This window comes from Cupriavidus yeoncheonensis (assembly GCF_905397275.1).
Lineage (GTDB): Bacteria > Pseudomonadota > Gammaproteobacteria > Burkholderiales > Burkholderiaceae > Cupriavidus > Cupriavidus yeoncheonensis.
The window spans coordinates 197,989-219,764 of sequence record NZ_CAJPUY010000002.1 but is presented as its reverse complement, the minus strand read 5'-3'; the positions used below and the strand labels follow the sequence as shown (position 1 = coordinate 219,764).

17 protein-coding genes and 1 pseudogene are annotated in these 21,776 nt (G+C 63.3%); 13 read left to right on the top strand and 5 right to left on the bottom strand.

Annotated features, from left to right (window positions below):
- The first annotated feature begins 15 nt into the window (after positions 1–15).
- Positions 16–1,821: a hybrid sensor histidine kinase/response regulator gene (locus KHO22_RS03240; protein ID WP_211945663.1), complete on the top strand. Its 1,806-nt coding sequence runs from the start codon at positions 16–18 to the stop codon at positions 1,819–1,821.
- A gap of 27 nt (positions 1,822–1,848) precedes the next feature.
- Here the strand turns inward: KHO22_RS03240 and KHO22_RS03235 are convergent, their stop codons facing one another.
- Positions 1,849–2,508, bottom strand: a complete 660-nt coding sequence (locus KHO22_RS03235; protein ID WP_211945662.1) for a response regulator — start codon at positions 2,506–2,508, stop codon at positions 1,849–1,851.
- A gap of 237 nt (positions 2,509–2,745) precedes the next feature.
- On the opposite strand from KHO22_RS03235, the gene purN reads away from it, so the two are divergent.
- From purN to nadC, 6 genes are all read left to right on the top strand, one after another.
- Positions 2,746–3,411: a phosphoribosylglycinamide formyltransferase gene (gene purN, locus KHO22_RS03230; RefSeq protein ID WP_211945661.1), complete on the top strand. Its 666-nt coding sequence runs from the start codon at positions 2,746–2,748 to the stop codon at positions 3,409–3,411.
- Entirely contained in the window at positions 3,408–4,829 is a 1,422-nt protein-coding gene (locus KHO22_RS03225; RefSeq protein ID WP_211945660.1) for an RsmB/NOP family class I SAM-dependent RNA methyltransferase, read from the top strand. The genes purN and KHO22_RS03225 overlap by 4 nt, the downstream gene beginning before the upstream one ends.
- A 74-nt stretch (positions 4,830–4,903) precedes the next feature.
- The gene (locus tag KHO22_RS03220) at positions 4,904–6,280 is read left to right on the top strand and encodes a mechanosensitive ion channel family protein (protein WP_211945659.1); all 1,377 of its coding nucleotides are present in this window, start codon (positions 4,904–4,906) and stop codon (positions 6,278–6,280) included.
- A gap of 362 nt (positions 6,281–6,642) precedes the next feature.
- Positions 6,643–7,833, top strand: a complete 1,191-nt coding sequence (locus tag KHO22_RS03215; protein WP_211945658.1) for a DesA family fatty acid desaturase — start codon at positions 6,643–6,645, stop codon at positions 7,831–7,833.
- A gap of 132 nt (positions 7,834–7,965) precedes the next feature.
- A complete protein-coding gene (gene nadA, locus KHO22_RS03210; RefSeq protein WP_211945657.1) occupies positions 7,966–9,120 on the top strand; it encodes a quinolinate synthase NadA in 1,155 nt (384 codons plus the stop codon).
- Entirely contained in the window at positions 9,117–9,980 is an 864-nt protein-coding gene (nadC, locus tag KHO22_RS03205) for a carboxylating nicotinate-nucleotide diphosphorylase (protein ID WP_211945656.1), read from the top strand. Before nadA ends, nadC begins: the two co-directional genes overlap by 4 nt.
- Positions 9,981–10,066: 86 nt before the next feature.
- Here the strand turns inward: nadC and nadB are convergent, their stop codons facing one another.
- The 4 genes from nadB to radC all read right to left on the bottom strand — a co-directional run bounded on the left by nadB (position 10,067) and on the right by radC (position 13,157).
- Positions 10,067–11,653 carry an L-aspartate oxidase gene (gene nadB, locus KHO22_RS03200; protein WP_211945655.1) on the bottom strand — a complete coding sequence of 529 codons (1,587 nt, stop codon included), beginning with the start codon at positions 11,651–11,653 and terminating at the stop codon, positions 10,067–10,069.
- A gap of 207 nt (positions 11,654–11,860) precedes the next feature.
- Positions 11,861–12,031 (bottom strand): 50S ribosomal protein L33, encoded by a 171-nt coding sequence (rpmG, locus tag KHO22_RS03195; RefSeq protein WP_010814980.1) that lies wholly within the window; start codon positions 12,029–12,031, stop codon positions 11,861–11,863.
- Between the two features lie 27 nt (positions 12,032–12,058).
- Positions 12,059–12,292 (bottom strand): 50S ribosomal protein L28, encoded by a 234-nt coding sequence (gene rpmB, locus KHO22_RS03190; RefSeq protein ID WP_006575661.1) that lies wholly within the window; start codon positions 12,290–12,292, stop codon positions 12,059–12,061.
- Between the two features lie 178 nt (positions 12,293–12,470).
- Positions 12,471–13,157: a RadC family protein gene (gene radC / locus KHO22_RS03185; protein ID WP_211945654.1), complete on the bottom strand. Its 687-nt coding sequence runs from the start codon at positions 13,155–13,157 to the stop codon at positions 12,471–12,473.
- Between the two features lie 1,175 nt (positions 13,158–14,332).
- Here radC and ltrA point away from each other — a divergent pair.
- From ltrA to KHO22_RS03155, 6 genes and pseudogenes are all read left to right on the top strand, one after another.
- Positions 14,333–16,035: pseudogene (gene ltrA, locus KHO22_RS03180) on the top strand (group II intron reverse transcriptase/maturase).
- Positions 16,036–16,144: 109 nt separating this feature from the next.
- On the top strand, positions 16,145–16,633 hold the full coding sequence (locus KHO22_RS03175; RefSeq protein WP_211945653.1) for an FKBP-type peptidyl-prolyl cis-trans isomerase: 489 nt from the start codon (positions 16,145–16,147) through the stop codon (positions 16,631–16,633).
- A 28-nt stretch (positions 16,634–16,661) separates the two neighbouring features.
- Positions 16,662–17,636, top strand: coding sequence for a 4-hydroxy-3-methylbut-2-enyl diphosphate reductase (gene ispH / locus KHO22_RS03170; RefSeq protein ID WP_211945652.1), 975 nt, complete (start codon positions 16,662–16,664; stop codon positions 17,634–17,636).
- A gap of 611 nt (positions 17,637–18,247) precedes the next feature.
- Complete coding sequence (locus KHO22_RS03165) at positions 18,248–19,450, top strand: branched-chain amino acid ABC transporter substrate-binding protein (RefSeq protein ID WP_211945651.1); 1,203 nt, start codon at positions 18,248–18,250, stop codon at positions 19,448–19,450.
- Between the two features lie 212 nt (positions 19,451–19,662).
- Complete coding sequence (locus KHO22_RS03160) at positions 19,663–20,598, top strand: branched-chain amino acid ABC transporter permease (RefSeq protein WP_211945650.1); 936 nt, start codon at positions 19,663–19,665, stop codon at positions 20,596–20,598.
- 11 nt (positions 20,599–20,609) lie between these two features.
- Positions 20,610–21,767, top strand: coding sequence for an ABC transporter permease subunit (locus KHO22_RS03155; RefSeq protein ID WP_211945649.1), 1,158 nt, complete (start codon positions 20,610–20,612; stop codon positions 21,765–21,767).
- The last annotated feature ends 9 nt before the right edge of the window (positions 21,768–21,776 follow it).

Below are 21,776 nucleotides of genomic sequence, written 5' to 3'. Positions count from 1 at the left end.
GATCCACTCATTCACTTGAACGCGCTTCTCAACCGGCTGTTGCCGCGATTCCTGCCGCCTGCCGGCGCCCAGCTTGATACCGAGACGCGCGCCAAGCTGATGGCGATCGTCCACAAGGCGTCGCCGTCGGGCACGGTGGCGGCGGTGCTGCTGCCGGCGCTGACTATCTTCGCCTTCTGGGATTCGGCCGACCATGCCGCGCTGCTCGGCTGGGGCGCGGTGATGCTGTTGCTGGCCGGCGGGGGCCTGTGGTTCTACCTGGGCTACCAGCGCGACAGCGCCTCCATGAGCCGTTCCGCGCACACGCGCAAGTGGTGGGGCCATATGCGCGGGGTGGCTTTCCTGACCGGGCTGACGTGGGGCAGTTCGGCGCTGCTCCATATGTACACGGGCTCCGCGGTCTTCTCGAGCGTGCTGTACCTGCTCAGTCTGGGCGTGCTGGCGGGCGGAGCGGTATCGCAAGCGCCGGTGCCGTCGAACCTGATCTATGCCGGCGTGCCCGTCCTGGTCCCGAACCTGCTGCTGGCCGAAGTTGCCTTCCCGGGGCACGGCATCTACGTACAGTTGCTGCTGATCATCTACGCGCTGATGCTGGGCCGCCACGCGCTTGGCCTGCAGGGCACGCTGGTCAGGGCGATCCAGCTCGAGGGCGACAGCCGCCGCCTGGCCAAGCAGTTCCAGGAAGAAAAGGAGCGCGCCCTCCATGCGAGCGAGGAAAAATCGCGCTTTCTGGCGGCGGCGAGCCACGACCTGCGGCAGCCGGTGCACGCGCTGGTGATGCTGGTGGAAGCGTTGCGCGCGCGCAACCAGTCTACGGTGCTCCATCCGCTCGTCGAGCAGGTGGCAGCCGGTACGCAGACCATCGACTTGCTGTTCCGCTCCTTGCTCGACCTGTCCAAGCTGGAGGGCCGCAAGGTCCTGCCCACGCTTGAACCGTGCGAACTGAGCGCGTTGATCCGCGACGTAATGAGCCAGTTCGCCGCTGACGCGCGCGAAAGCGGCCTGACGCTGACGCCGCGTGTGCCGGACGAGCTCTACGCCATGGCCGAGCCGGTCCTGCTGCGCCGCGCGCTGTTCAACCTGGTGCAGAACGCATTGCGCTATACGAAGCGTGGCGGCGTGCTGATCACCGCGCGCCAGCGCCGCAAGCACGTGCGGTTGGAGGTATGGGACACGGGGGCCGGTATCCTGCCCGATCACTTGCCTGACATCTTTTCGCCGTACTACCAGGTCCATAACCCGCAGCGCGACCCGTCGCAAGGCTTGGGGCTTGGGCTGGCCATCTTCAAGGAATGCGTGCGCCTGATGCGCGGCACGTATGGCGTGCGTTCCGTGCCCGGCAAGGGCTCGGTTTTCTGGTTCGCGCTGCCCCCGGTGCCGGCTGAGACAGTAGCCAGCGTGCGTGAAATGCGCGCCATGGCCGCCGCCGAGGATTCCAAGCCCGACAAGCTGCAAGGCACGGTGCTGGTGGTCGATGACGATTCCCAGATCCGCAAGGCCTGGATCGCGCTGATGGAGGCCTGGGGGATCCGTGTCGCCTGCGCCGCGCATGGCGCGGAAGCCGACAAGTTGTTTGCCAAGGGCTTGCGGCCGGACATCATCTTCTGCGATCTGCGGTTGCCCGGCAGTGAAAATGGCCTGGATTTGCTGGAACGCTGGCAAAACACCCAGCCGCAGGCGCGCAGCGCCCTGCTCACGGGAGATCTGAAATCCGCCGCGCTGGCGGCAGCGGAAGAGGCGGGATATTTTGTGCTGTCGAAGCCCGTGGACCCGGCCTCACTACGGATACTGCTGCGCCGCTGGCTGCGCACTGCGGGCTGAAAGCCGGCGCGGTGCGGAGACGCGCGCTTACTGACGCAGGCGGAAGCGTTCCATGCGTGACATGACCTGCATGCGCGTCCGGACACCGAGCCGCTGCAGGATGGCCGAGACGTGTTCCTTGACGGTGTTCTCTGTCAGCCCGAGTCGGCGTGCGATCACCTTGTTCGGCAGTCCTTCCAGGACCAGCGCAAGCACCGAGCCCTGGCGCGGCGTCAGGCCAAGCTCGGCAGGCGTGACCGGGATGCCGTGGGCCGGCCCGAAGGACTGGGCGCGGCCGCTGAGCGCTTCATCGCTCGGAAACGAGGTATCGCCGGCGAGCACTTTGCGTACGGCGGAGGTGAATGCGTGGGCGTCCAGGTGCTTGCCCACAAATCCGCAGGCTGACAAGGCGCGGGCGCGCCCGACGATTTCGGGCGTGGCTTCGGCCGACATGAAAATGAAGCGGGCGCCCGGGATGACGGTCTTGAAGGACTGCATGGCATCGAAGCCGGTGCCATCGTTCAGCCAGATATCAAGCAGCACGATATCCGGGCGCAGGCCCTGCTGAAGGCTGGTCAGCGCTTCCCTGGCGCTGCCGGCGGCATGGACTGCAACATCTGGCATCACCTCCGTCAGGAATGCGGTAGTGCCTGACAAGGCCATAGGATGATCATCGACCACCAACAACGTCGGTGCAGCGTTCGACATGCTAATTCCCGTCTAATTTCCCGTTTCGTCCTTGTTGTCACCAGCTGGCACAAAACTGGAGCGTGGACGTAGGGCCCACTCTATCAGAGGGTGCGAAGCGTCACAATCCATCAAATGGGGGTTTGGGGCCTCGCTGTCGCGTGCCGGTTGCATGTCCCGACGCCGATTGTCGTGAATTAAGCGCCTAATGTATTAGCTTTGCCGGAGTTTGGTGTCTGCCCTTGGTAGAATTGCGCGATGAAAAAAATCGTTATCCTGATTTCAGGGCGGGGCTCCAATATGGAAGCCATCGTCCAGGCCTGCGCGGCCGGCGGGTGGCCGGCGCGCATCGCCGCGGTAATTTCCAACCGGCCGGAAGCGGCCGGACTGCAGTTCGCAAAGGACCACGGTATCGCCACCAGCGTGGTCGATCACCGCCAGCATCCCGATCGCGCCAGCTTCGATGCGGCGTTGGCCGAGGCTATCGATGGCTACGCGCCCGACCTTGTCGTGCTCGCGGGCTTCATGCGCATCCTTACCACCGGCTTCGTCGATCGTTATGCCGGTCGCTTGCTCAATATCCATCCGTCGCTGCTGCCTTGCTTCCCGGGCCTGAATACCCACAAGCAGGCACTCGACGCCGGCGTGAAGCTGCACGGCGCCACCGTGCATTTCGTCACGCCTGAACTCGATCACGGCCCCATTGTGATTCAGGCGGCTCTTGATGTATTGCCTCTCGATACGCCTGAGAGCCTCGCCGTCCGCCTGCTCGATTGCGAGCATTTGATTTATCCCCGTGCAGTCCGGTGGTTCGTCGAAGGACGCCTGCAGGTCCAGAACGGGGTCGTTCACGTCAATCCGGCCGAGCCGCAACTGCTTATGGCCATCTCCGCCGGTGTACCGGCGGCAGGAGCAAAGCCATGAGTCGTCATCAGACAGGGGCGCGTCCGGCGTCCAAGGATTCCCGCCAACCTTCGCGGGCCCGCAAGTCCAGTCCCATCCGCAAGGCGCCAGGGGCGCGTTCGGCCCAGGGCGCCCCAGGGGCGGACGGTCAGCAGGTACGGGCATCGGGCGGACTTCACGCTTCGCATATCCAGCATATCGACAGGCTGCTTGGCAAGGTCATGCTGTTCGCGCGCCCGGCCGATGCCGTGGTGAGCCATTACTTCCGCGAGAACAGCAAGCTCGGCCATCGCGAACGCGGCATCATCGCCGAGGCGATCTACGCGGTACTGCGCCGGCGCGTGGAGTTCGGCCAGTTTGCCGAAAGCGGCAGCGGCGCGGCGTCGCGCCGCCTGGCGCTGCTGGGCCTGGCGGCAACCCTTGGGCGCGATATGCTCACGCCTTTCCTGCATCCCGACGAGGCCGAGTGGCTCGATCGCCTGACCACGATCGAGCGTTCCAGCCTGTCACCGCGCGTACGCGCCAACCTGCCTGAGTGGCTGTTTGACAACTTGGCGGCACGCCACGGTGAAGCGTTTGCATCCGCCCTTGGGGATGCCTGGTTGCGCCCGGCTCCGCTGGACCTGCGCGTGAACCTCGGGAAGGCCACCCGCGAAGCCGTCCTGACCGAGCTGGAAGAGGCGGGCCTGCGCGCCGAGCCCACGCCGATGGCACCGGCCGGCATCCGGATGCAAGGCAAGCCGGCGCTGAACAAGCTGCCGCTGTTCGTGAATGGCCTGGTGGAGGTTCAGGACGAGGGCAGCCAGCTTCTGTGCAGCCTGGTCGCCCCCAAGCGCGGCGAGATGGTGGTCGACTTCTGCGCTGGCGCCGGCGGCAAGACGCTGGCGCTCGGCGTGGCCATGCGTTCGACCGGCCGTCTGTACGCCTTCGATGTATCGGAAAAGCGTCTCGCCAATCTCAAGCCGCGCCTGGCGCGCAGCGGGCTGTCGAACGTGCACCCGGTGCTCATCGATTCCGAACGTGACGCCAAGGTCAAGCGCCTGGCCGGGAAGATCGACCGCGTGCTCGTCGATGCGCCTTGCAGCGGCCTTGGCACGCTGCGGCGCAATCCGGACCTGAAATGGCGCCAGAGCCCTGAATCGGTGCTGGAGCTGACGGCCAAGCAGAGCGCGATCCTTGATGCGGCAGCGCGCCTGCTCAAGGGCGGAGGCCGCGTAGTCTATGCCACGTGCAGCGTGCTGGAAGCCGAAAACGAGGCGATCGTGCGCAACTTCCTGGCTTCCCATCCGAATTTCCGTCTGGTTCCGGCGGCAGAGGTCTTGGCCGAGCAGAAGATCGACGTGCCCGAGTTGCCGACAGAAGGCGGCATGTTCGCGCTGTATCCCCACCAGCACCAGACCGATGGCTTCTTTGCCGCGGTCCTGGAGCGTACGCAGTAATTCCCTCCCCACCGGCCGGCCGCGCAGTACGCGCGGCGGCCGGCGCGGCAACAGGGTATCCAGGCAGATTCTCCATGAGCGGAAACCCACTGGCCGACCTGACGGCCACGCACACGACATTCGGCAGGATGCTCGACGACCTGATCCGGGATGCGGGCGGCCCTGGCTTCATCTGGCAGCTTGGCGTGCTGGCCGGCTGCCTGCTGGCAGCCTGGCCGCTCGCGCGCTTTATCGTCAAGCGGCTCGAGCATCATCACGCATCTTCAAGCTTCTCGCTGCGTTTCGCCGCCGCCAGCCTGGAGCGGGCCATGTTCCCGCTGTTTGGCTGGCTGCTGGTGATGGCAGCTCGCTTCGCGCTGGAGCCCATGATGGCAATCAGCGTGCTGCGGCTGGCGCTGGTGCCGCTATTCGGCATCACTTCGCTGTACTTCACCTTTTACATCCTGCGGCGCGTGCTGTCCGGCAGCGGCCAGTTGCACGGCATGCTGCTGCTGGTCGAGAAGGTGCTGACCACGCTGGTCTGGGTGGCCATGGCGCTCTATGTACTCGGCCTGCTGTCCGACGTGACGGTGTGGATGGAAACCATGCGCTTCTCGCTCGGCAAGCAGAAGGTGAGCCTGGCCGACATCCTCATGGCGGTGGTGTGGATCCTGTTGACGGTGCTGGTTGCGATGTGGTTCGGCTCGTGGCTGGAAGAGCGCCTGATGCGCTCGGCCAGTCTCGACGTGAACCTGAAGGTCGTCCTGACCCGCATTTCGAAGGCGTTGCTGCTGCTGGTCTCGTTGCTGCTGAGCCTGTCGCTCGTCGGCATCGATCTGACGGTGCTGTCCGTGTTCGGCGGCGCGCTCGGCGTCGGCCTGGGTCTTGGCCTGCAAAAGATCGCCAGCAACTACATTTCCGGGTTCATCATCCTGCTCGATCGCTCGGTCAAGCTGGGTGACCAGATCACCGTGGACAAGTACTCCGGCACCGTCTCGCAGATCCGCACCCGCTACACGGTGGTGCGCAACGGCGACGGCGAAACCTTGGTGCCCAACGAGCAGTTGGTCGCGCAATCGGTGCAGAACCACTCGTTTTCGAACACCAATGTCCGCGTCGCGACGCGCGTGCAGGCCGACTATGCTGCCGACCCCGAAACCGTGATCATGCTGCTCGCCGAATGCGTACGCGAACTGCCGCGCGTGCTGCAGGACCCGGCGCCGGCGGCATTCCTGGTGATGTTCGCTGACAGTGGTATCGAATACGAGGTCGCCGTCTATATTGCCGATCCGCAGAACGGCAAGCTCGGCGTTCAGTCGGCCATGAACCGGGCGATCTGGCGCACGCTGCGCGAGCACCACATTTCGATTCCGTATCCGCAACGGGAAGTCCGCGTGCTGAGCGCCTCCGCGTCATTGCAACCACTCGATGATGTTTCCACATCACCCGTTGAAGTGGCGAAATCGGCATGACTGCATCGGAAAACAGGCGAGGGCAGCACAAGGGAACAAAAATCGCCACACCTCGTCAAACTCCGGGAAAAAGCGTATGACTCAGGCTTGCGCGATCCGGTAGAATATCGGGTTGTCGCGGGTTGCGAGCATCCCGCCCCCACACCGACAGCCGCCAGATTGCAGCGGCTCGTGCCTGTCCCGCCTGCCAATAGCCGGCGCCGGAACTGCGCGCCAGGGGTTCCCGCCACCAGATGGCGGGTCCGTGGCGGACGCCAGATCATTTCGCAATCAGTAGATTTGCAGTCTTTTTTCTGCGCGTTGTGCACGGCGCCGGGGCAGCCGCAAAGGAAAGCCCCTGTTTAACCGACGGAGAACAGAGTTTGTTCGACACTATTCTTGACTGGGCCGCGAATGGCCTTGCCAACTGGTCCTGGTGGGAGATCGTGATCTACACGCTGGTGGTGACGCATATCACCATCGCCGGGGTCACCATCTTCCTGCATCGTTGCATGGCGCACCGATCGCTGGACCTGCACCCGATTGCCCAGCATTTCTTCCGCTTCTGGCTGTGGCTGACCACGGGCATGGTTACCCGCGAGTGGACTGCCATCCACCGCAAGCATCACGCCAAGTGCGAGACCGAGGACGATCCGCACAGCCCGCAGACCCGCGGTATCCGCAAGGTGCTGCTGGAAGGCGCCGAGCTGTATCGCGAGGAAGCCAAGAACAAGGAAACCGTCGCCAAGTTCGGCCATGGCTGCCCCAATGACTGGGTGGAGCGCAATGTGTACTCGCGCTTTGGCTGGCAGGGCGTCGGCCTGATGCTGATCATCAACCTGGCGCTGTTCGGCGTGATCGGCATGACGGTGTGGGCGGTGCAGATGCTGTGGATCCCGATCCACGCGGCCGGCATCATCAACGGCCTGGGCCACTGGTGGGGCTATCGCAACTACGATTGCGAGGACGCTTCGACCAATGTCTCGCCGTGGGGCCTGATCATCGGTGGTGAAGAGCTGCATAACAACCACCACACCTATCCGACTTCGGCCAAGTTCTCGATCAAATGGTACGAGTTCGATGTGGGTTGGGGCTACATCCGCGCCATGCAGGCCGTGGGCCTGGCCAAGGTGAAGAAGACGCCGCCCAAGGCTCGACTCGTCGAAGCGCGTCCGGTCGACGACAATACGCTGGAAGCCATCATCGCCAATCGCTACGACGTGATGGCGCGCTATGCCAAGGCTGTGAAGAGCGCGTTCCGCCAGGAACTGGAGCAACTCAAGGAAGGCCGTGGCGCCGAGTATCGCAACCTCAAGCCGGCCAGCAAGTGGTTCCACCGCGACGAGGCCAAGCTGGCCGCGCCACAGCGCCAGCAGTTGGCCAGCATTGTTGAACAGAGCAAGTCGCTGAACACCTTCGTGGAAATGCGACGTGAACTGGCCGCCATCTGGGGCCGTTCGAACCTGACGCGCGAGCAGCTGCTGCAGCAGCTGCAGGCCTGGTGCCATCGTGCCGAGGCCAGCGGTATCCAGGCGCTGCACGATTTTTCGCTGCGCCTGCGCCGCTACGCCTGATACAATCGGCCCGCGCCCGAATGGCTACACAAGGCCCCGCCCATGGCGGGGCTTTTGTTTTAGATAAACTCCCCCATGTTCTGGCCACCCGCATGAAGTTGCATGCCTGAGGGGCCAAGAGGAGTACCGGAGATGACCCCAGAATCGATCAAGACCGTCGAGTTCGAAAAGCCGAACCTGGCGGATGCCGACAATGCCGCCGGCGGTAGCTGCGTGGCCCATGCCTGGGCCAAGGTGCCGCCCGTGCTTTCTCCCGACGAACGGCAGGCCCTCAAGGCGCGCATCAGGCGGTTGCTGAAAGAGCGCAACGCCGTGCTGGTCGCGCACTATTACGTGGACGCCGACCTGCAGGACCTGGCCGAGGAAACCGGCGGATGTGTCTCGGACTCGCTGGAAATGGCCCGCTTCGGCCGTGACCATTCTGCCCAGACCCTGGTGGTGGCCGGCGTTCGCTTCATGGGCGAGACCGCCAAGATCCTGAGCCCGGAAAAGACCATCCTGATGCCGGACCTGGACGCGACCTGCTCGCTGGACCTGGGATGCCCGGCCGACGAGTTCGCGGCCTTCTGCGACGCCCATCCGGATCGCACTGTGGTCGTGTACGCCAACACCAGCGCAGCGGTGAAGGCCCGCGCCGACTGGATGGTGACATCGAGCATCGGCCTGAAGATCGTCGAGCACCTGCATGCGCGCGGCGAGAAGATCCTGTGGGCACCGGACAAGCACCTCGGCGGCTATATCCAGAAGCAGACTGGTGCCGACATGCTGCTGTGGCAGGGTTCCTGCCTCGTGCACGACGAGTTCAAGGGCGTCGAGCTGGACCTGCTGCGCCGCGAGTTTCCCAAGGCCAAGATCCTGGTGCATCCGGAGTCGCCGGCCAACGTGGTGGCGCAGGCGGACGTGGTCGGATCCACGTCTCAGATGATCGCGGCCGCGCAGGAACTGGACGCGACCGAATTCATCGTGGCGACGGACAACGGCATCCTGCACAAGATGCGGATGGCGGCCCCGGGCAAGCGCTTTATCGAAGCGCCGACTGCGGGCAACAGCGCCACGTGCAAGAGCTGCGCTCACTGCCCGTGGATGGCGATGAATGCGCTGTCGAACCTGGCGGAAGTGCTCGAGACCGGCCGCAACGAGATCCATGTGGATCCGGCCACGGGCCGCCAGGCGGTGGTCTGCATCGACCGCATGCTGGATTTCGCCGCGCAGCAGAAGGCCAATGTCCGCCCTGCGGCCGACCTGGCGAAGGAGCAGGCCTTGTTCCAGGGAATCGGTCCGGCATGAGCGTGAATTCCGTTTTCGATAGCTATGGTCCGGCGCTGAAGACGGCACTGGAAGCCAATGTCGGCGCGGCGATTGCCGAAGACGTTGGCACTGGTGACCTGACCGGTCTGCTGGTGCCGGCTGACAAGCAGGCGCTGGCGCGGGTGATCGTGCGCGAGCAGGCCGTGCTGTGCGGCCAGCCGTGGTTCGCCGCCTGCATGAAGGCAGTCGACGAGCGGCTGGCAGTGACGTGGAAGCAGGAAGAGGGTGCCCGCATGGCTCCCGATTCGGTCGTCTGCGAAATCACCGGGCCGGCGCGCGCGCTGCTGACCGCCGAGCGGCCGGCGCTGAATTTCCTGCAACTGCTGTCTGGCGTGGCGACGGCCACGCGCCGCTATGCCGACCTGATCGCCGGCACGCGAGCGCGCGTGCTGGACACCCGCAAGACGCTGCCGGGCCTGCGGCTGGCGCAGAAGTACGCGGTCAGGGTGGGGGGCGGCGAGAACCAGCGGCTGGCGCTCTATGACGGCATCCTGATCAAGGAAAACCACATTGCCGCGGCTGGCAGCATCACGTCTGCAATGCGGGCCGCGCTGGCGCTTGGCGTCGATGCGACGATCCAGGTCGAGGTGGAGTCGCTGGCCGAACTGGAAGAGGCGCTGGCTGCCGGCGCCACGTCGATCCTGATCGACAATTTTACGGTGCCGATGATGCATGATGCCGTGCGCATCAATGCCGGCCGTGCGCTGCTGGAGGTATCGGGTGGCGTCAATGCCGAGACCATCCGCACCTTTGCCGAGACCGGCGTGGACCGTATCTCGGTGGGCGCGCTCACCAAGGATGTGCGCGCCACCGATTACTCGCTGCGCATTATCGTCTGATCGTCGGCTGCGCAAGAACGAGAACGGCCCGCTCGATGCGGGCCGTTTTGCTTGCTGCTCTCTGCTCGTAGGGTAGGCGCTGGCTGTCAGCGCTTGCGCGCGGGCTGCATCACGGTGGGCAGCGCCTTGGGCAGGGTTTCCGGATAGTCGCGGCTGAAATGCAGCCCGCGGCTTTCGTGGCGCGAATACGCGCTATCCACGATCAATGACGCGACCTCGACCAGGTTGCGCAGTTCGAGCAGGTCGCGCGTGACGCGGAAGTTCGCGTAGTACTCCGCGATCTCTTCGCGCAACAGGCGGATGCGGTGCTGCGCGCGCTCCAGCCGCTTGCTCGTGCGCACGATGCCGACATAGTTCCACATCATGCGGCGCAGTTCATCCCAGTTGTGCGAGACCACGACTTCCTCGTCAGCGTCGGAGACGCGGCTCTCATCCCAGGCCGGCAGCGGGAGGTCCGGCAATCCGGCCTTGTCCTGGCCTGCAATGTCGGTGGCGGCGGCGCGGCCGATCACCATGCACTCGAGCAGGGAATTCGATGCCAGCCGGTTGGCGCCGTGCAGGCCCGTGCAGGCGGTCTCGCCGACGGCGTACAGGTTGCCGATATCGGTGCGACCCGCGGTGTCGGTCACCACGCCGCCGCACGTGTAGTGCGCGGCCGGGACCACAGGGATCGGCTCGCGCGTGATGTCGATGCCCAACTCCTGGCAGCGCGCATGGATGGTGGGGAAATGCTCCTTGAGGAAGGCCTCGGGCTGGTGCGTGATGTCGAGGTAGACGCAATCCAGGCCGCGCTTCTTCATTTCGAAATCGATCGCGCGCGCCACGACGTCACGCGGTGCCAGTTCGGCGCGTTCATCGTGTTCGGGCATGAAGCGGGTACCGTCCGGCAGCTTCAGCAGCCCGCCTTCGCCGCGTACGGCTTCCGAGATCAGGAAGGACTTGGCATAGGGGTGGTACAGGCAGGTCGGATGAAACTGGATGAACTCCATGTTCGACACCCTGCAGCCTGCGCGCCACGCCATCGCAATGCCGTCGCCAGTGGCCGTGTCCGGGTTGGTGGTGTACAGGTAGACCTTGCCGGCACCGCCCGCGGCCAGCACCGTGTGCGTCGCGGTGATGGTCCGAACCTCTTCGGTGCTGTCGTCGAGCACGTACAGGCCGTAGCAGCGGTTGCCTGGCAAGCCGAGCTTGCGCGAGGTGATCAGGTCGACGGCGAACTGGTCTTCGAGGATCGTGATGTTCGGATGCTGGCGCGCCTGCTCCGACAGGGTGCTGACGACGGCATGGCCGGTCGCGTCGGCGGCATGGATGATGCGGCGCCGGCTGTGTCCGCCCTCGCGGGTCAGGTGATAGCCGAGTTCGGCCTGCTCGTCCTTGGTGAACGGCACGCCGCGATCGATCAGCCACTGGATGGCTTCCCGCCCGTGCTCCACGATGAAGCGCGTTGCCTCCTCATCGCAAAGGCCTGCGCCGGCGACGAGCGTGTCCTGCGTGTGCTCGTCATGGCTGTCGCCTGAGTCGAGCACCGCGGCGATGCCCCCCTGGGCCCAATCGCTTGCGCCTTGCGTCATGGCGCGCTTGCTGAGGATGACAACCCGGTGGGTGTCGGCCAGTTGCAGCGCGACCGTGAGACCGGCCAGCCCGCTGCCTACGATGGCGACGTCGAAGTTCATGGTGCAGGAGGTGCCCGCGCGAGGGCGCGGCATTGGGAGGAAAGCTCGAAAGTCTACACCCGGGGGTGCCCTCATGCATCAGCGCCGTCGCAGGCGCGGGCTTCAATCGCACTGTGAATGAACCATGCAGCACATCACAAGCCGTGCTGGCGCCATAAAACAAAAAGCCCCGCAGTTGCGGGGCTTTCCGGCCGGAACCTGGATCAATTACTTGATCTTGGTTTCCTTGTAAGCGACGTGCTTGCGGGCGACGGGATCAAACTTCATGATCTCCATCTTTTCCGGCATGGTGCGCTTGTTCTTGGTGGTGGTGTAGAAATGACCCGTACCTGCAGTCGATTCCAGCTTGATCTTGTCGCGTCCGCCTTTGGATGCCATGTTGCTCTCCTAATTCCGACTTCAGACTCAGACTTCGCCGCGGGCGCGCAGATCGGCCAGCACGGAATCGATGCCCTTCTTGTCGATCAGGCGCAGACCGGCGTTCGAGACGCGCAGGCTCACCCAGCGGTTTTCCGATTCAACAAAGAAGCGACGATTCTGCAGGTTGGGCAGAAAGCGGCGCTTGGTCTTGTTGTTTGCGTGGGAAACGTTGTTGCCGACCATCGGCGCTTTCCCGGTCACTTGACAGACGCGTGCCATGAAGCACTCCTAACTCTTCTATTCGTGGACAATGTTCGCAACAATCAACAAAAGGCGCGCGGGCCCGGACTGCAGCGGATGAGACTTCAGCAAAACGGGCATTATAGACCGGAAACCATCGCCGAATCAATGCCTTCGGCACTTTGGCGTCGTATACCGGCCTGTCGTGCCGTGGGCATCACGTGACGGTCTTCAGTTGGCCATGCTCGGCAAAGGAGTGGACCTGGGTGCCCGCGACGACGAAGTGGTCGAGCAGCCGTACGTCGATCAGTTCCAGCGCGCGGCCCAGCATGCGGGTCATCTGCACGTCGCTCTGGCTCGGCGTGCAAGAGCCGGAAGGGTGGTTGTGCGCAACGATGACGCTGGCCGCATTATGCGCCAGCGCCCGGCGCGCCACTTCCCGCGGATAGACCGCGGTCTGGGTCAGCGTGCCCCGAAACAGCTCTTCGGTTGCGATCATGCGGTTGCGTGTATCGAGGAACAGGCAGATGAAGACCTCGTGCGCGAGCGGGGCCAGCGTCAGGCGCAGATAGCTGCGTACCGCGGCGGGCGAGTCCAGGCCGCACGGCAGCTGCAGTGACTCGGCCAGCATGCGGCGCGCAAGTTCGGGCACGGCCTGTAGCTGGGTGTACTTGGCCTCGCCCATGCCCCGGATGTCCAGGACGGTGCGCGCATCGGCCGAAAACAGGCGGGTCAGCGAGCCAAAGCGGACCATCAGGTCGCGCGCCAGCTCCACCGCGCTCTTGCCGGTCGCGCCAACGCGCAAGAACACGGCCAGCAGCTCGGCGTCGGACAGGGCGGCGGCGCCGCTCTCCTGCAGCTTTTCTCGCGGCCGCTCGCAGGCGGGCCAGTTTGTGATGCTCATGTCTCGGCAGTCTCTGAACGGGTGAGTCCGGGTCAGGCAGGCGTGGATGGGCAGGGCGGCCGGCAGCCCAGTCGAATACAATACGGGTTGTTGGTGCGACACGCACACTCGTGTCCGTCCGCGTCACGTTAGACGCATCGACCCTGGGAGAGTACTCCCACCTGCTAGTGAAACGAAGCCCACCATAGCTCACGACGCTAGCGCCTGCTTACTTTTCAGAGTTGTCTGAGAAGTGTTGCTTGCAGTACTGGCCTACCCGCCAGTGCCCGCCCAATGGCGCGAACCACGCCCTCGGGTGTGGCTCAGTCTGCTCTTTCGAGAGCAGATTGTTGTTTTACATGCCGAAGTTTGGCACCAAGTTTGAGCGCGGCCACGTCGGCCGCCAAACGCCAAGTGGGCGAATGTCATCTGCCCACAAGGCGGAGCATTTGCATTTCCGGTCCAGTGTGGATCGGCAGGTAGGGTTCGGGCGGAGCGAAAGCTCTGCGCGCTATGGTTCGGTCAAACACGTCCGCGAGGGCGCTTTGATAGAGAACCTGCTATGCGACTAGCAGTAGCCTAGGGAGACATGCGTCACTGGTAACGGTGGGGTATGAAGCTCTCCTGACAATGTAGCCCCCGCAAGGGTGCAGGGGGACCGTGAGGTTCTCAGGCAGAGGCTCCGAGCAGCAACGGGGTCGAGGAGCTAGGCTGGCTGGTATGGGTAACGGAAGTGAACTGCTGATAAACGTCGTGAGTATTGCGGTGCCAAAGCTGCTGACAGGCACTAACCAAAACGGTATTTGGTCGGTTGCTCCGCTCAACATTCGGAGCACGTCGTCACTAGACCATCGGCGAATAGGCAGACCCTAACCCGGTCTTGTAGCGTGCAGGGAACGTGGTAAGCCCGTATGGCTGCCCGAGCGCAGTGTGGCTCAGGCAGGCGAACCGCAAGGAACGCTGTTGGCTGTGCGGGTATGGGAGGTTGGAGGAAGCGAACGCCGGGCTGTAATGGCCCGGATAGGGGTTGAAACATCACCTCACGCGAAAGCGGGCAGACTTCCAACTGGTCTTTCGTCGCAGGACGACTGGCTAACCCGCTTGAAACCGAAATTTCTTCCCCTGAGGGGCAATATGCCCCTCAGGGGGCATGTTGTCTCTGTGTTTTGGGGAAGACCTCAAGATAGGAGAGCAGCATGGAAGCATTGATCCGCGAGGATGAATCTGCGCTCTCCGGCGCACCGCAACGCTGGGATGCCATCAACTGGCGCCGAGTGGAACGGAACGTCCGGGCAATGCAGATTCGAATTGCGAAGGCAACACAGGAAGGGGACTGGCGCAGGGTGAAAGCCTTGCAACGGTCTCTGACCCGCTCGTTTTCCGCCAAGGCATCGGCGGTGAAGCGAGTGACGGAGAACCAAGGTAAGCGAACGGCAGGCGTCGATCGCGTACTGTGGGACTCGCCTGAAGTCCGGTGGGAAGCCATCGGGCGGTTGAAGCGCCGAGGGTACAGGCCCCTGCCTTTGCGGCGGGTCTTCATCCCTAAGGCCAACGGGAAGGAGCGCCCACTAGGCATTCCGACCATGTTGGATCGAGCCATGCAGGCATTGCACCTGCTGGCGCTGGAACCGGTGTCCGAAGGGACGAGCGATCCGAACTCTTACGGGTTCCGGATCAATCGTTCTACGGCGGATGCCATGTCACAGCTATTCGTCAACCTGTCCAGGGGGCACTCAGCCCAATGGGTACTGGAGGCGGATATCAAGGGCTGCTTTGACCATATCAGTCACGACTGGCTGGAGCGCAACGTCCCGATGGACCGAGCCATCCTGCGGAAGTGGTTGAAAGCTGGCGTGGTATTTCAGGGCCAGTTTCAGGCGACCGAAGCCGGAACGCCGCAGGGAGGAATCATCTCCCCGACACTGGCAAACGTGGCGCTGAACGGGTTGGAACGACAACTGGTTGCTTCCTTCGAGAAGAGGCTGGGGGTCGCCAACACGCGAAAGCTGAAGGTGAACGTTGTGCGCTATGCGGACGACTTCGTGATCACGGGTAACACGCCTGAGATCCTAGAAAACGAAGTGAAGCCGTGGGTGGAGCAGTTCCTAGCAGTACGGGGGCTGACGCTATCCACGGAGAAAACGCGGATCGTCAACATAGCTGACGGCTTTGACTTCCTTGGGTGGAATTTCCGGAAGTACTCCGGAACGCTGCTCATCAAGCCGAGCAAGAAGAACGTGCAGACGTTCTATCGCAAGGTGAAGGATGTCATCAGTGCCAACAAGACGGTGAAACAGTCAGAGCTGATTCGACTGCTGAACCCGATGCTACGAGGTTGGGCGCAGTATCACCGCGCTGTAGTGGCGAAGGCGGCTTTCAACCGTCTGGGGCACGACATTTTTCGTGCTCTGTGGCGGTGGGCCAAGCGGCGACATCCCGGAAAGAAGGCCGATTGGGTGCGGCAGAAGTACTTCGCCTCAGTCGGTCAGCGCAACTGGGTGTTCGGAACCACAGTAGTGAAAGATGTCGATAGTGAGGTATGGGTTGAGTTGTACTCGCTCCGAGCACGCCCATCCAACGGCACAAGAAGGTCAAAGGGGAGTTCAACCCCTTCGACCCGGCGCAGGAGGTGTATGGCGAAACATTGCGACAGGAGCGGCTGCTGGACAGCATGGCGCACCGCAAGCAGTGGATCAAGCTGTACATGTCCCAGCGGGGCTTGTGTGCTCTGTGTCAGTGCAAGATGACCAAGGAGACGGGGTGGCATGACCATCACATCGAGTACCGCGTGCGTGGTGGCTCGGACGCTCTGAGGAACCGAGTGCTGCTGCATCCGAACTGTCACGTCCAAGTACATAGCCACGGGCTCTCTGTTGTTAAGCCGGTGCCATCGATTTGATGGTATTTTGAGAAGGCTTGAGCCGTATGCGGGGAAACCCGCACGTACGGTTCTTAGGGGGGAGTGGGCCAGCGATGGCCTGCTCCTACCCTACACCGGTTGATCACCCATGAATTTGCAAACTTTTGCGTCGGAAGCCGACGGCGGCGCAGCTGGCCGCAAGATGGTCCAGGCTGATTCTTTCCTGACCCTCCATTACAGTCTCTCTCTCGAAAACGGCACCGAAGTCGTGAGCACGTTCGAGGACAAGCCCGCCACGCTGCTGCTTGGCCAGGGGCAGTTCGCCCCGACCCTGGAGCAGGCGCTGCTCGGCATGCCCGAGGGCGAGCGCATGACCTATCGCCTCGCGCCCGAGCAGGCGTTCGGCCCGCGCAACCCGGAACTGCTTCAATGGGTCTCGCTGGCCACGCTGCGCGAGAACAGCTCGTTCGAGGAGGACTACAGCCCGGGCGACCTGGTGGAGTTCAACGCGCCTGGTGGTGGCAAGTACGCCGGCGTCCTCAAGGAGATCGGCGACACTGCGGCGCTGTTCGATTTCAACCATCCGCTGGCCGGGCAGACCATCCTGTTCGACGTGCAGCTGATCGGGATCCTCTGATTGCGCTCACCTGTCCTGACATTGCAGCATGCCTGACCTGACTACCGCACCCGATGCCGAGATCCTGATGGCGCAGCCGCGCGGCTTCTGCGCCGGCGTCGACCGCGCCATCGAGATCGTCGAGCGCGCGCTGGCGCGCTTCGGGGCGCCGATCTACGTGCGTCACGAGATCGTCCATAACGCCTATGTCGTGGCGGACCTGCGCCGCAAGGGTGCCGTGTTCGTGCACGAGCTGGATGAAGTGCCCGCCGGCGCCACCGTCATCTTCAGTGCCCACGGGGTGTCCAAGGACGTCCGCGCCGACGCCGCCGCGCGCGGCCTCAATGTGTTCGACGCGACTTGCCCGCTGGTGACCAAGGTCCATGTGGAAGTGGGCAAGATGCGCACGGAGGGCTGCGAGATCGTGATGATCGGCCACCGCGGGCATCCGGAGGTCGAGGGCACGATGGGGCAGGCCGAAGGCGGCATGCTGCTGGTCGAGTCGGTGGCTGACGTCGCCGGGCTGCTCGTGGCCGATCCCGCGCGCCTCGCATACGTGACGCAGACCACGCTGTCCGTGGACGAGACGCTCGAGATCGTGGCGGCGCTCAAGGCGCGCTTCCCGCTGATCCGGGAGCCCAAGAAGCAGGACATCTGCTATGCCACGCAGAATCGCCAGGACGCCGTCAAGTTCATGGCGCCCCAGGTTGACGTCGTGATCGTGGTGGGCAGCCCCAATAGCTCCAATTCGAACCGGCTGCGCGAGCTGGCCGCGCGCCTGGGCGTGCCGGCCTATATGGTCGATGCGCCGGAGCAGGTGCGCCCGGAATGGGTCGCCGGCAAGCGACGCATCGGCCTGACCGCGGGGGCTTCGGCGCCCGAGGAACTTGCGCAGTCCATCGTTGCGCGCCTGCGCGAACTCGGCGCCGGCCACGTCCGCGCCCTGCAGGGCATCGAAGAAAACATGGCGTTCCCGCTTCCGCGCGGGCTGCAGGCCACGCTCCCGGTCGGCGTTACCGCCTGAACCTCCCTGGCGCCGCGTTCTGCGGCGCCCCGCTCCTCGTCTTCGCCTTCCTGCTGTCCGCGTTTTATGTGCGCGGGCGTACGGACATTCCGCTCCGATCAGTCGGATGCTTTTGTCGTCACAACGATAATCTCCCGATCCAATCGAGAAATACGCCCCTTCAAGGTGCAGTCATTACTTACCTGTCGAGGCAAGCAGACAAATCAGGGTAATCCCCGTGACTGGGGTTTTCCCTATTATGGTGCGGCGCTACATTCTGCACATTAGATAGCGGTGCAGGGGTTTTGAAATGAAACGCCTAATTAATACGGATGGATTATGCGTGGCACCGGGCGCGTGTATTTCAATGGGAGAGAGGAAGCAGGCACGGATCTTGTAAGCAATGGCGATGACGCCACCGGGCGATCGGGAATTGCCCCAATCTGTGCATTGGGGAAATTCCCTAGCTCAATTGGCGGGTAATTCGTCCAGGTTGTTGCGTCGCGTATTGCATCGCCGAAGAAAGGGGATACAATGCGCGCGTTTCAAATTGAAACTAAACAAAGGCGGTACGGGGAGACGCCCGGGAGGCGTCGCAAATCCCCGTTTTGTGAATCCCTAGGAGATCACTCATGCAAATCTCGTTTGCCAAGATTCTGCCGATTGCGGCCGCAGTGGCGCTCGTTGCAGCTTGCGGCAAGAAAGAAGAAAAGCCGGCTGAACCGTCGGCATCGGCTCCGGCGGCTACCGCTCCGGCCGCCGGCGGCGGTGAAGTTGTCGTCAAGATCGGCCACGCGGCACCGCTGACCGGCGGTATCGCCCACCTTGGCAAGGACAACGAAAACGGCGCCCGCCTTGCCGTGGAAGAAGTCAACAAGACCGGCCTGGAGATCGGTGGCAAGAAGATCAAGCTGGAACTGGTCGGTGAAGATGATGCCGGCGATCCGAAAACCGGCACCGCCGTGGCGCAGAAGCTGGTCGACGCCAAGGTTGCGGCTGTGGTCGGCCACCTGAACTCGGGCGTGTCGATCCCGGCCTCGAAGATCTACAGCGATGCCGGCATCGTCCAGATTTCGCCGTCGTCGACCAACCCGGACTACACCAAGCAGGGCTTCAAGACGACCTACCGCGTGGTCGCCACCGATGCCCAGCAGGGTCCGGCACTGGCCAACTACGCCGCCAAGAGCCTGCATGCCAAGAGCGTGGCCATCGTCGACGATGCCACCGCCTACGGCAAGGGCCTGGCCGACGAGTTCGAGAAGACCGCCAAGGCGGCTGGCGTGAACGTGGTGGCCCGCGAAGCCACCAACGACAAGGCCACCGACTTCAAGGCCATTCTGACCAAGATCAAGGGCAAGAAGCCTGACGTCATCATGTACGGCGGCATGGACGCCACCGGCGGCCCGTTCGCCAAGCAGGCCAAGGAACTGGGCATTTCGTCCAAGATCGTTGGCGGCGACGGCGTCTGTACCGACAAGGTGGCCGAGCTGGCCGGCGATGCCGTGTCCAACATCATCTGTTCCGAGGCAGGCCTGGCCCTGTCGAAGATGGAGACCGGCGCCGACTTCGAGAAGCGCTACCAGGCTCGCTTCAACGCCCCGGTGCAGATCTATGCACCGTTCACGTATGACGCCGTGATGGTCGTCGTGGACGCCATGAAGCGCGCCAACTCGGTCGAGCCGGCTGCCATCCTGGCCGAAATGCCCAAGACCAACTACAAGGGCGTGATCGGCAACATCGCCTTCGACGAGAAGGGCGACATGAAGGAAGGCACCATCACGCTGTACGAGTACAAGGACAAGAAGAAGTCCGTCCTCGACGTCGTGAAGATGTAATCCGGGCTTACCGGCCCATCCGAACGGCACCGTGAGTATTTTGCGGTGCCGTTCTTTTTAGCCTCGCCTAATGTAGAAGCATCCTTACCCTGGATGGAGCATGGCGGGCCGCTTACCAGCAAACCAACCTCAGCAACGTTACCCCTCACACACTATGGTCCCCCCGGCATCCACACCATGCCGCAAGGTTCGGGACTGAAGCAGGAGTTTTCATGGATATCTTTATCCAGCAGATCGTGAACGGTCTGGTGCTTGGCAGCATCTATGCGCTGATAGCACTGGGTTACACCATGGTCTACGGCATTCTGGGCATCATCAACTTCGCCCACGGCGACGTCCTGATGATTGGCGCATTGACCGCTTTGTCAACGATTTTGGGCTTGCAGAAGTTTGCCCCCGGCCTGCCCGAATGGCTGACGCTGGTGCTCGCCACCCTCGTCGCCATGCCGGTCTGTGCAGTACTGGCCTATACGATTGAACGGGTCGCCTACCGGCCCTTGCGAAATGCGCCCCGACTGGCGCCGCTGATTACCGCGATCGGCGTTTCCATCATCCTCCAGACGATGGGCATGCTGATCTGGTCGCGCAATCCGCTGACCTTCCCGCAACTGCTGCCTTCCGAACCGATTGACATCGGCTCGACCGGCGCCACCATCACCGGCAAGGAAATGGTGATCATCGGCATGGCCGTGATGGTCATGGCCGGCCTGCTTGCCCTGGTCAACCGCACCAAGCTCGGCCGCGCGATGCGCGCCACCGCCGAGAACCAGAAGGTGGCGGGCCTGATGGGTGTGAACCCCAACTTCGTCATCTCGGCCACCTTCATGATCGGCGCCACGCTCGCCGCGCTGGCTGGCGTGATGATGGCCACCAACTATGGCAACGCCCACTTCTACATGGGCTTTATCCCCGGCCTGAAGGCGTTCACCGCCGCGGTGCTGGGCGGCATCGGCAACCTGGCTGGCGCCATGGTTGGCGGCATGCTGCTGGGCCTGATCGAGGCCCTGGGCGCCGGCTATATCGGCGACCTGACCAACGGGGTGTTCGGCTCGAACTATCAGGACGTGTTTGCCTTTATCGTGCTGATTACCGTACTTGTGTTCCGTCCGTCCGGCATCATGGGCGAGCGGGTGGCCGAACGCGCTTGAGGAGCGAATCCATGAATACTCCGATTCCATCCACGGCGGCCGTTGCTGCGCCTTCCCGTGTTCCGGCCAAGACCCTGGCCGCGCTCATGGGCTTCCTGGTGGTAGCACTGTGCGCGCCGTTCATCGTGCAGACGCTGGGCGGCAACTACTGGGTGCGCGTGCTCGACTTTGCGCTGATCTACATCATGCTGGCGCTGGGCCTGAACATCGTGGTGGGCTTTGCCGGCCTGCTCGATCTCGGCTATATCGCGTTCTACGCCGTCGGCGCCTACCTGATGGCCTTGCTGGGCTCGCCCCACCTGTCCAACCAGTTCGAGTGGATCCATCAGTTGTTTCCCCACGGCCTGCATCTTTCGATGTGGTTCGTGTTGCCGATCGCGGTCATGGTGGCGGCCACCTTCGGCGTGCTGCTGGGAGCGCCGACGCTCAAGCTGCGTGGCGACTATCTCGCCATCGTGACCCTGGGCTTTGGCGAGATCATCCGCATCTTCATGAACAACCTCGACCGCCCGTTGAACATCACCAACGGGCCGAAGGGGATCACGGCGGTGGACCCGGTCCATATCTTCGGCTTCGACTTCTCGAAGTCCCATGAGATCTTCGGCCTCAAGTTCACGCCGGTGTTCATGTACTACTACCTGCTGGTGTTCCTGGTCATCGTGATCGTGTTCATCTGCCTGCGGCTGCAGAACTCGCGCATCGGCCGCGCGTTCGTGGCCATCCGCGAGGACGAGATCGCCGCCAAGGCCATGGGCATCAACACCCGCAACATCAAGCTGCTGGCCTTTGCCATGGGTGCGTCGTTCGGTGGCGCTTCGGGCGCGGTGTTCGGTGCATTCCAGGGCTTCGTCTCGCCGGAATCGTTCGTGCTGTGGGAGTCGATCTACATCCTGGCGATCGTCGTGCTGGGCGGTATGGGCCACATCCCGGGCGTGATTCTGGGCGGCATCCTGCTGGTCGGTTTCCAGGAACTGCTGCGCGTCGTGGCCGAGCCGGTGCAACACTTGATTCTCGGCAAGGTCGTCGTCGATGCGGAAGTCCTGCGCCAGCTGCTGTTCGGCCTGGCCCTGGTCGGCGTCATGCTGTATCGCCCTGCGGGCATCTGGCCGTCGCCGCGCAAGGAAGACCGCCCCGTGGCACGCCGCGCGGGCAGCGTGGGCCGTTTCTGACCAGGAGGA

What these genes read in the sequence shown, in the direction of transcription:
- KHO22_RS03235 (WP_211945662.1), bottom strand. Translation starts at nt 2,508, where the DNA reads ATGTCGAACGCTGCACCGACGTTGTTGGTGGTCGATGATCATCCTATG.
- purN (WP_211945661.1), top strand. Translation starts at nt 2,746, where the DNA reads ATGAAAAAAATCGTTATCCTGATTTCAGGGCGGGGCTCCAATATGGAA.
- KHO22_RS03225 (WP_211945660.1), top strand. Translation starts at nt 3,408, where the DNA reads ATGAGTCGTCATCAGACAGGGGCGCGTCCGGCGTCCAAGGATTCCCGC.
- KHO22_RS03220 (WP_211945659.1), top strand. Translation starts at nt 4,904, where the DNA reads ATGAGCGGAAACCCACTGGCCGACCTGACGGCCACGCACACGACATTC.
- nadA (WP_211945657.1), top strand. Translation starts at nt 7,966, where the DNA reads ATGACCCCAGAATCGATCAAGACCGTCGAGTTCGAAAAGCCGAACCTG.
- nadC (WP_211945656.1), top strand. Translation starts at nt 9,117, where the DNA reads ATGAGCGTGAATTCCGTTTTCGATAGCTATGGTCCGGCGCTGAAGACG.
- nadB (WP_211945655.1), bottom strand. Translation starts at nt 11,653, where the DNA reads ATGAACTTCGACGTCGCCATCGTAGGCAGCGGGCTGGCCGGTCTCACG.
- rpmG (WP_010814980.1), bottom strand. Translation starts at nt 12,031, where the DNA reads ATGGCATCCAAAGGCGGACGCGACAAGATCAAGCTGGAATCGACTGCA.
- rpmB (WP_006575661.1), bottom strand. Translation starts at nt 12,292, where the DNA reads ATGGCACGCGTCTGTCAAGTGACCGGGAAAGCGCCGATGGTCGGCAAC.
- radC (WP_211945654.1), bottom strand. Translation starts at nt 13,157, where the DNA reads ATGAGCATCACAAACTGGCCCGCCTGCGAGCGGCCGCGAGAAAAGCTG.
- KHO22_RS03175 (WP_211945653.1), top strand. Translation starts at nt 16,145, where the DNA reads ATGAATTTGCAAACTTTTGCGTCGGAAGCCGACGGCGGCGCAGCTGGC.
- ispH (WP_211945652.1), top strand. Translation starts at nt 16,662, where the DNA reads ATGCCTGACCTGACTACCGCACCCGATGCCGAGATCCTGATGGCGCAG.
- KHO22_RS03165 (WP_211945651.1), top strand. Translation starts at nt 18,248, where the DNA reads ATGCAAATCTCGTTTGCCAAGATTCTGCCGATTGCGGCCGCAGTGGCG.
- KHO22_RS03160 (WP_211945650.1), top strand. Translation starts at nt 19,663, where the DNA reads ATGGATATCTTTATCCAGCAGATCGTGAACGGTCTGGTGCTTGGCAGC.
- KHO22_RS03155 (WP_211945649.1), top strand. Translation starts at nt 20,610, where the DNA reads ATGAATACTCCGATTCCATCCACGGCGGCCGTTGCTGCGCCTTCCCGT.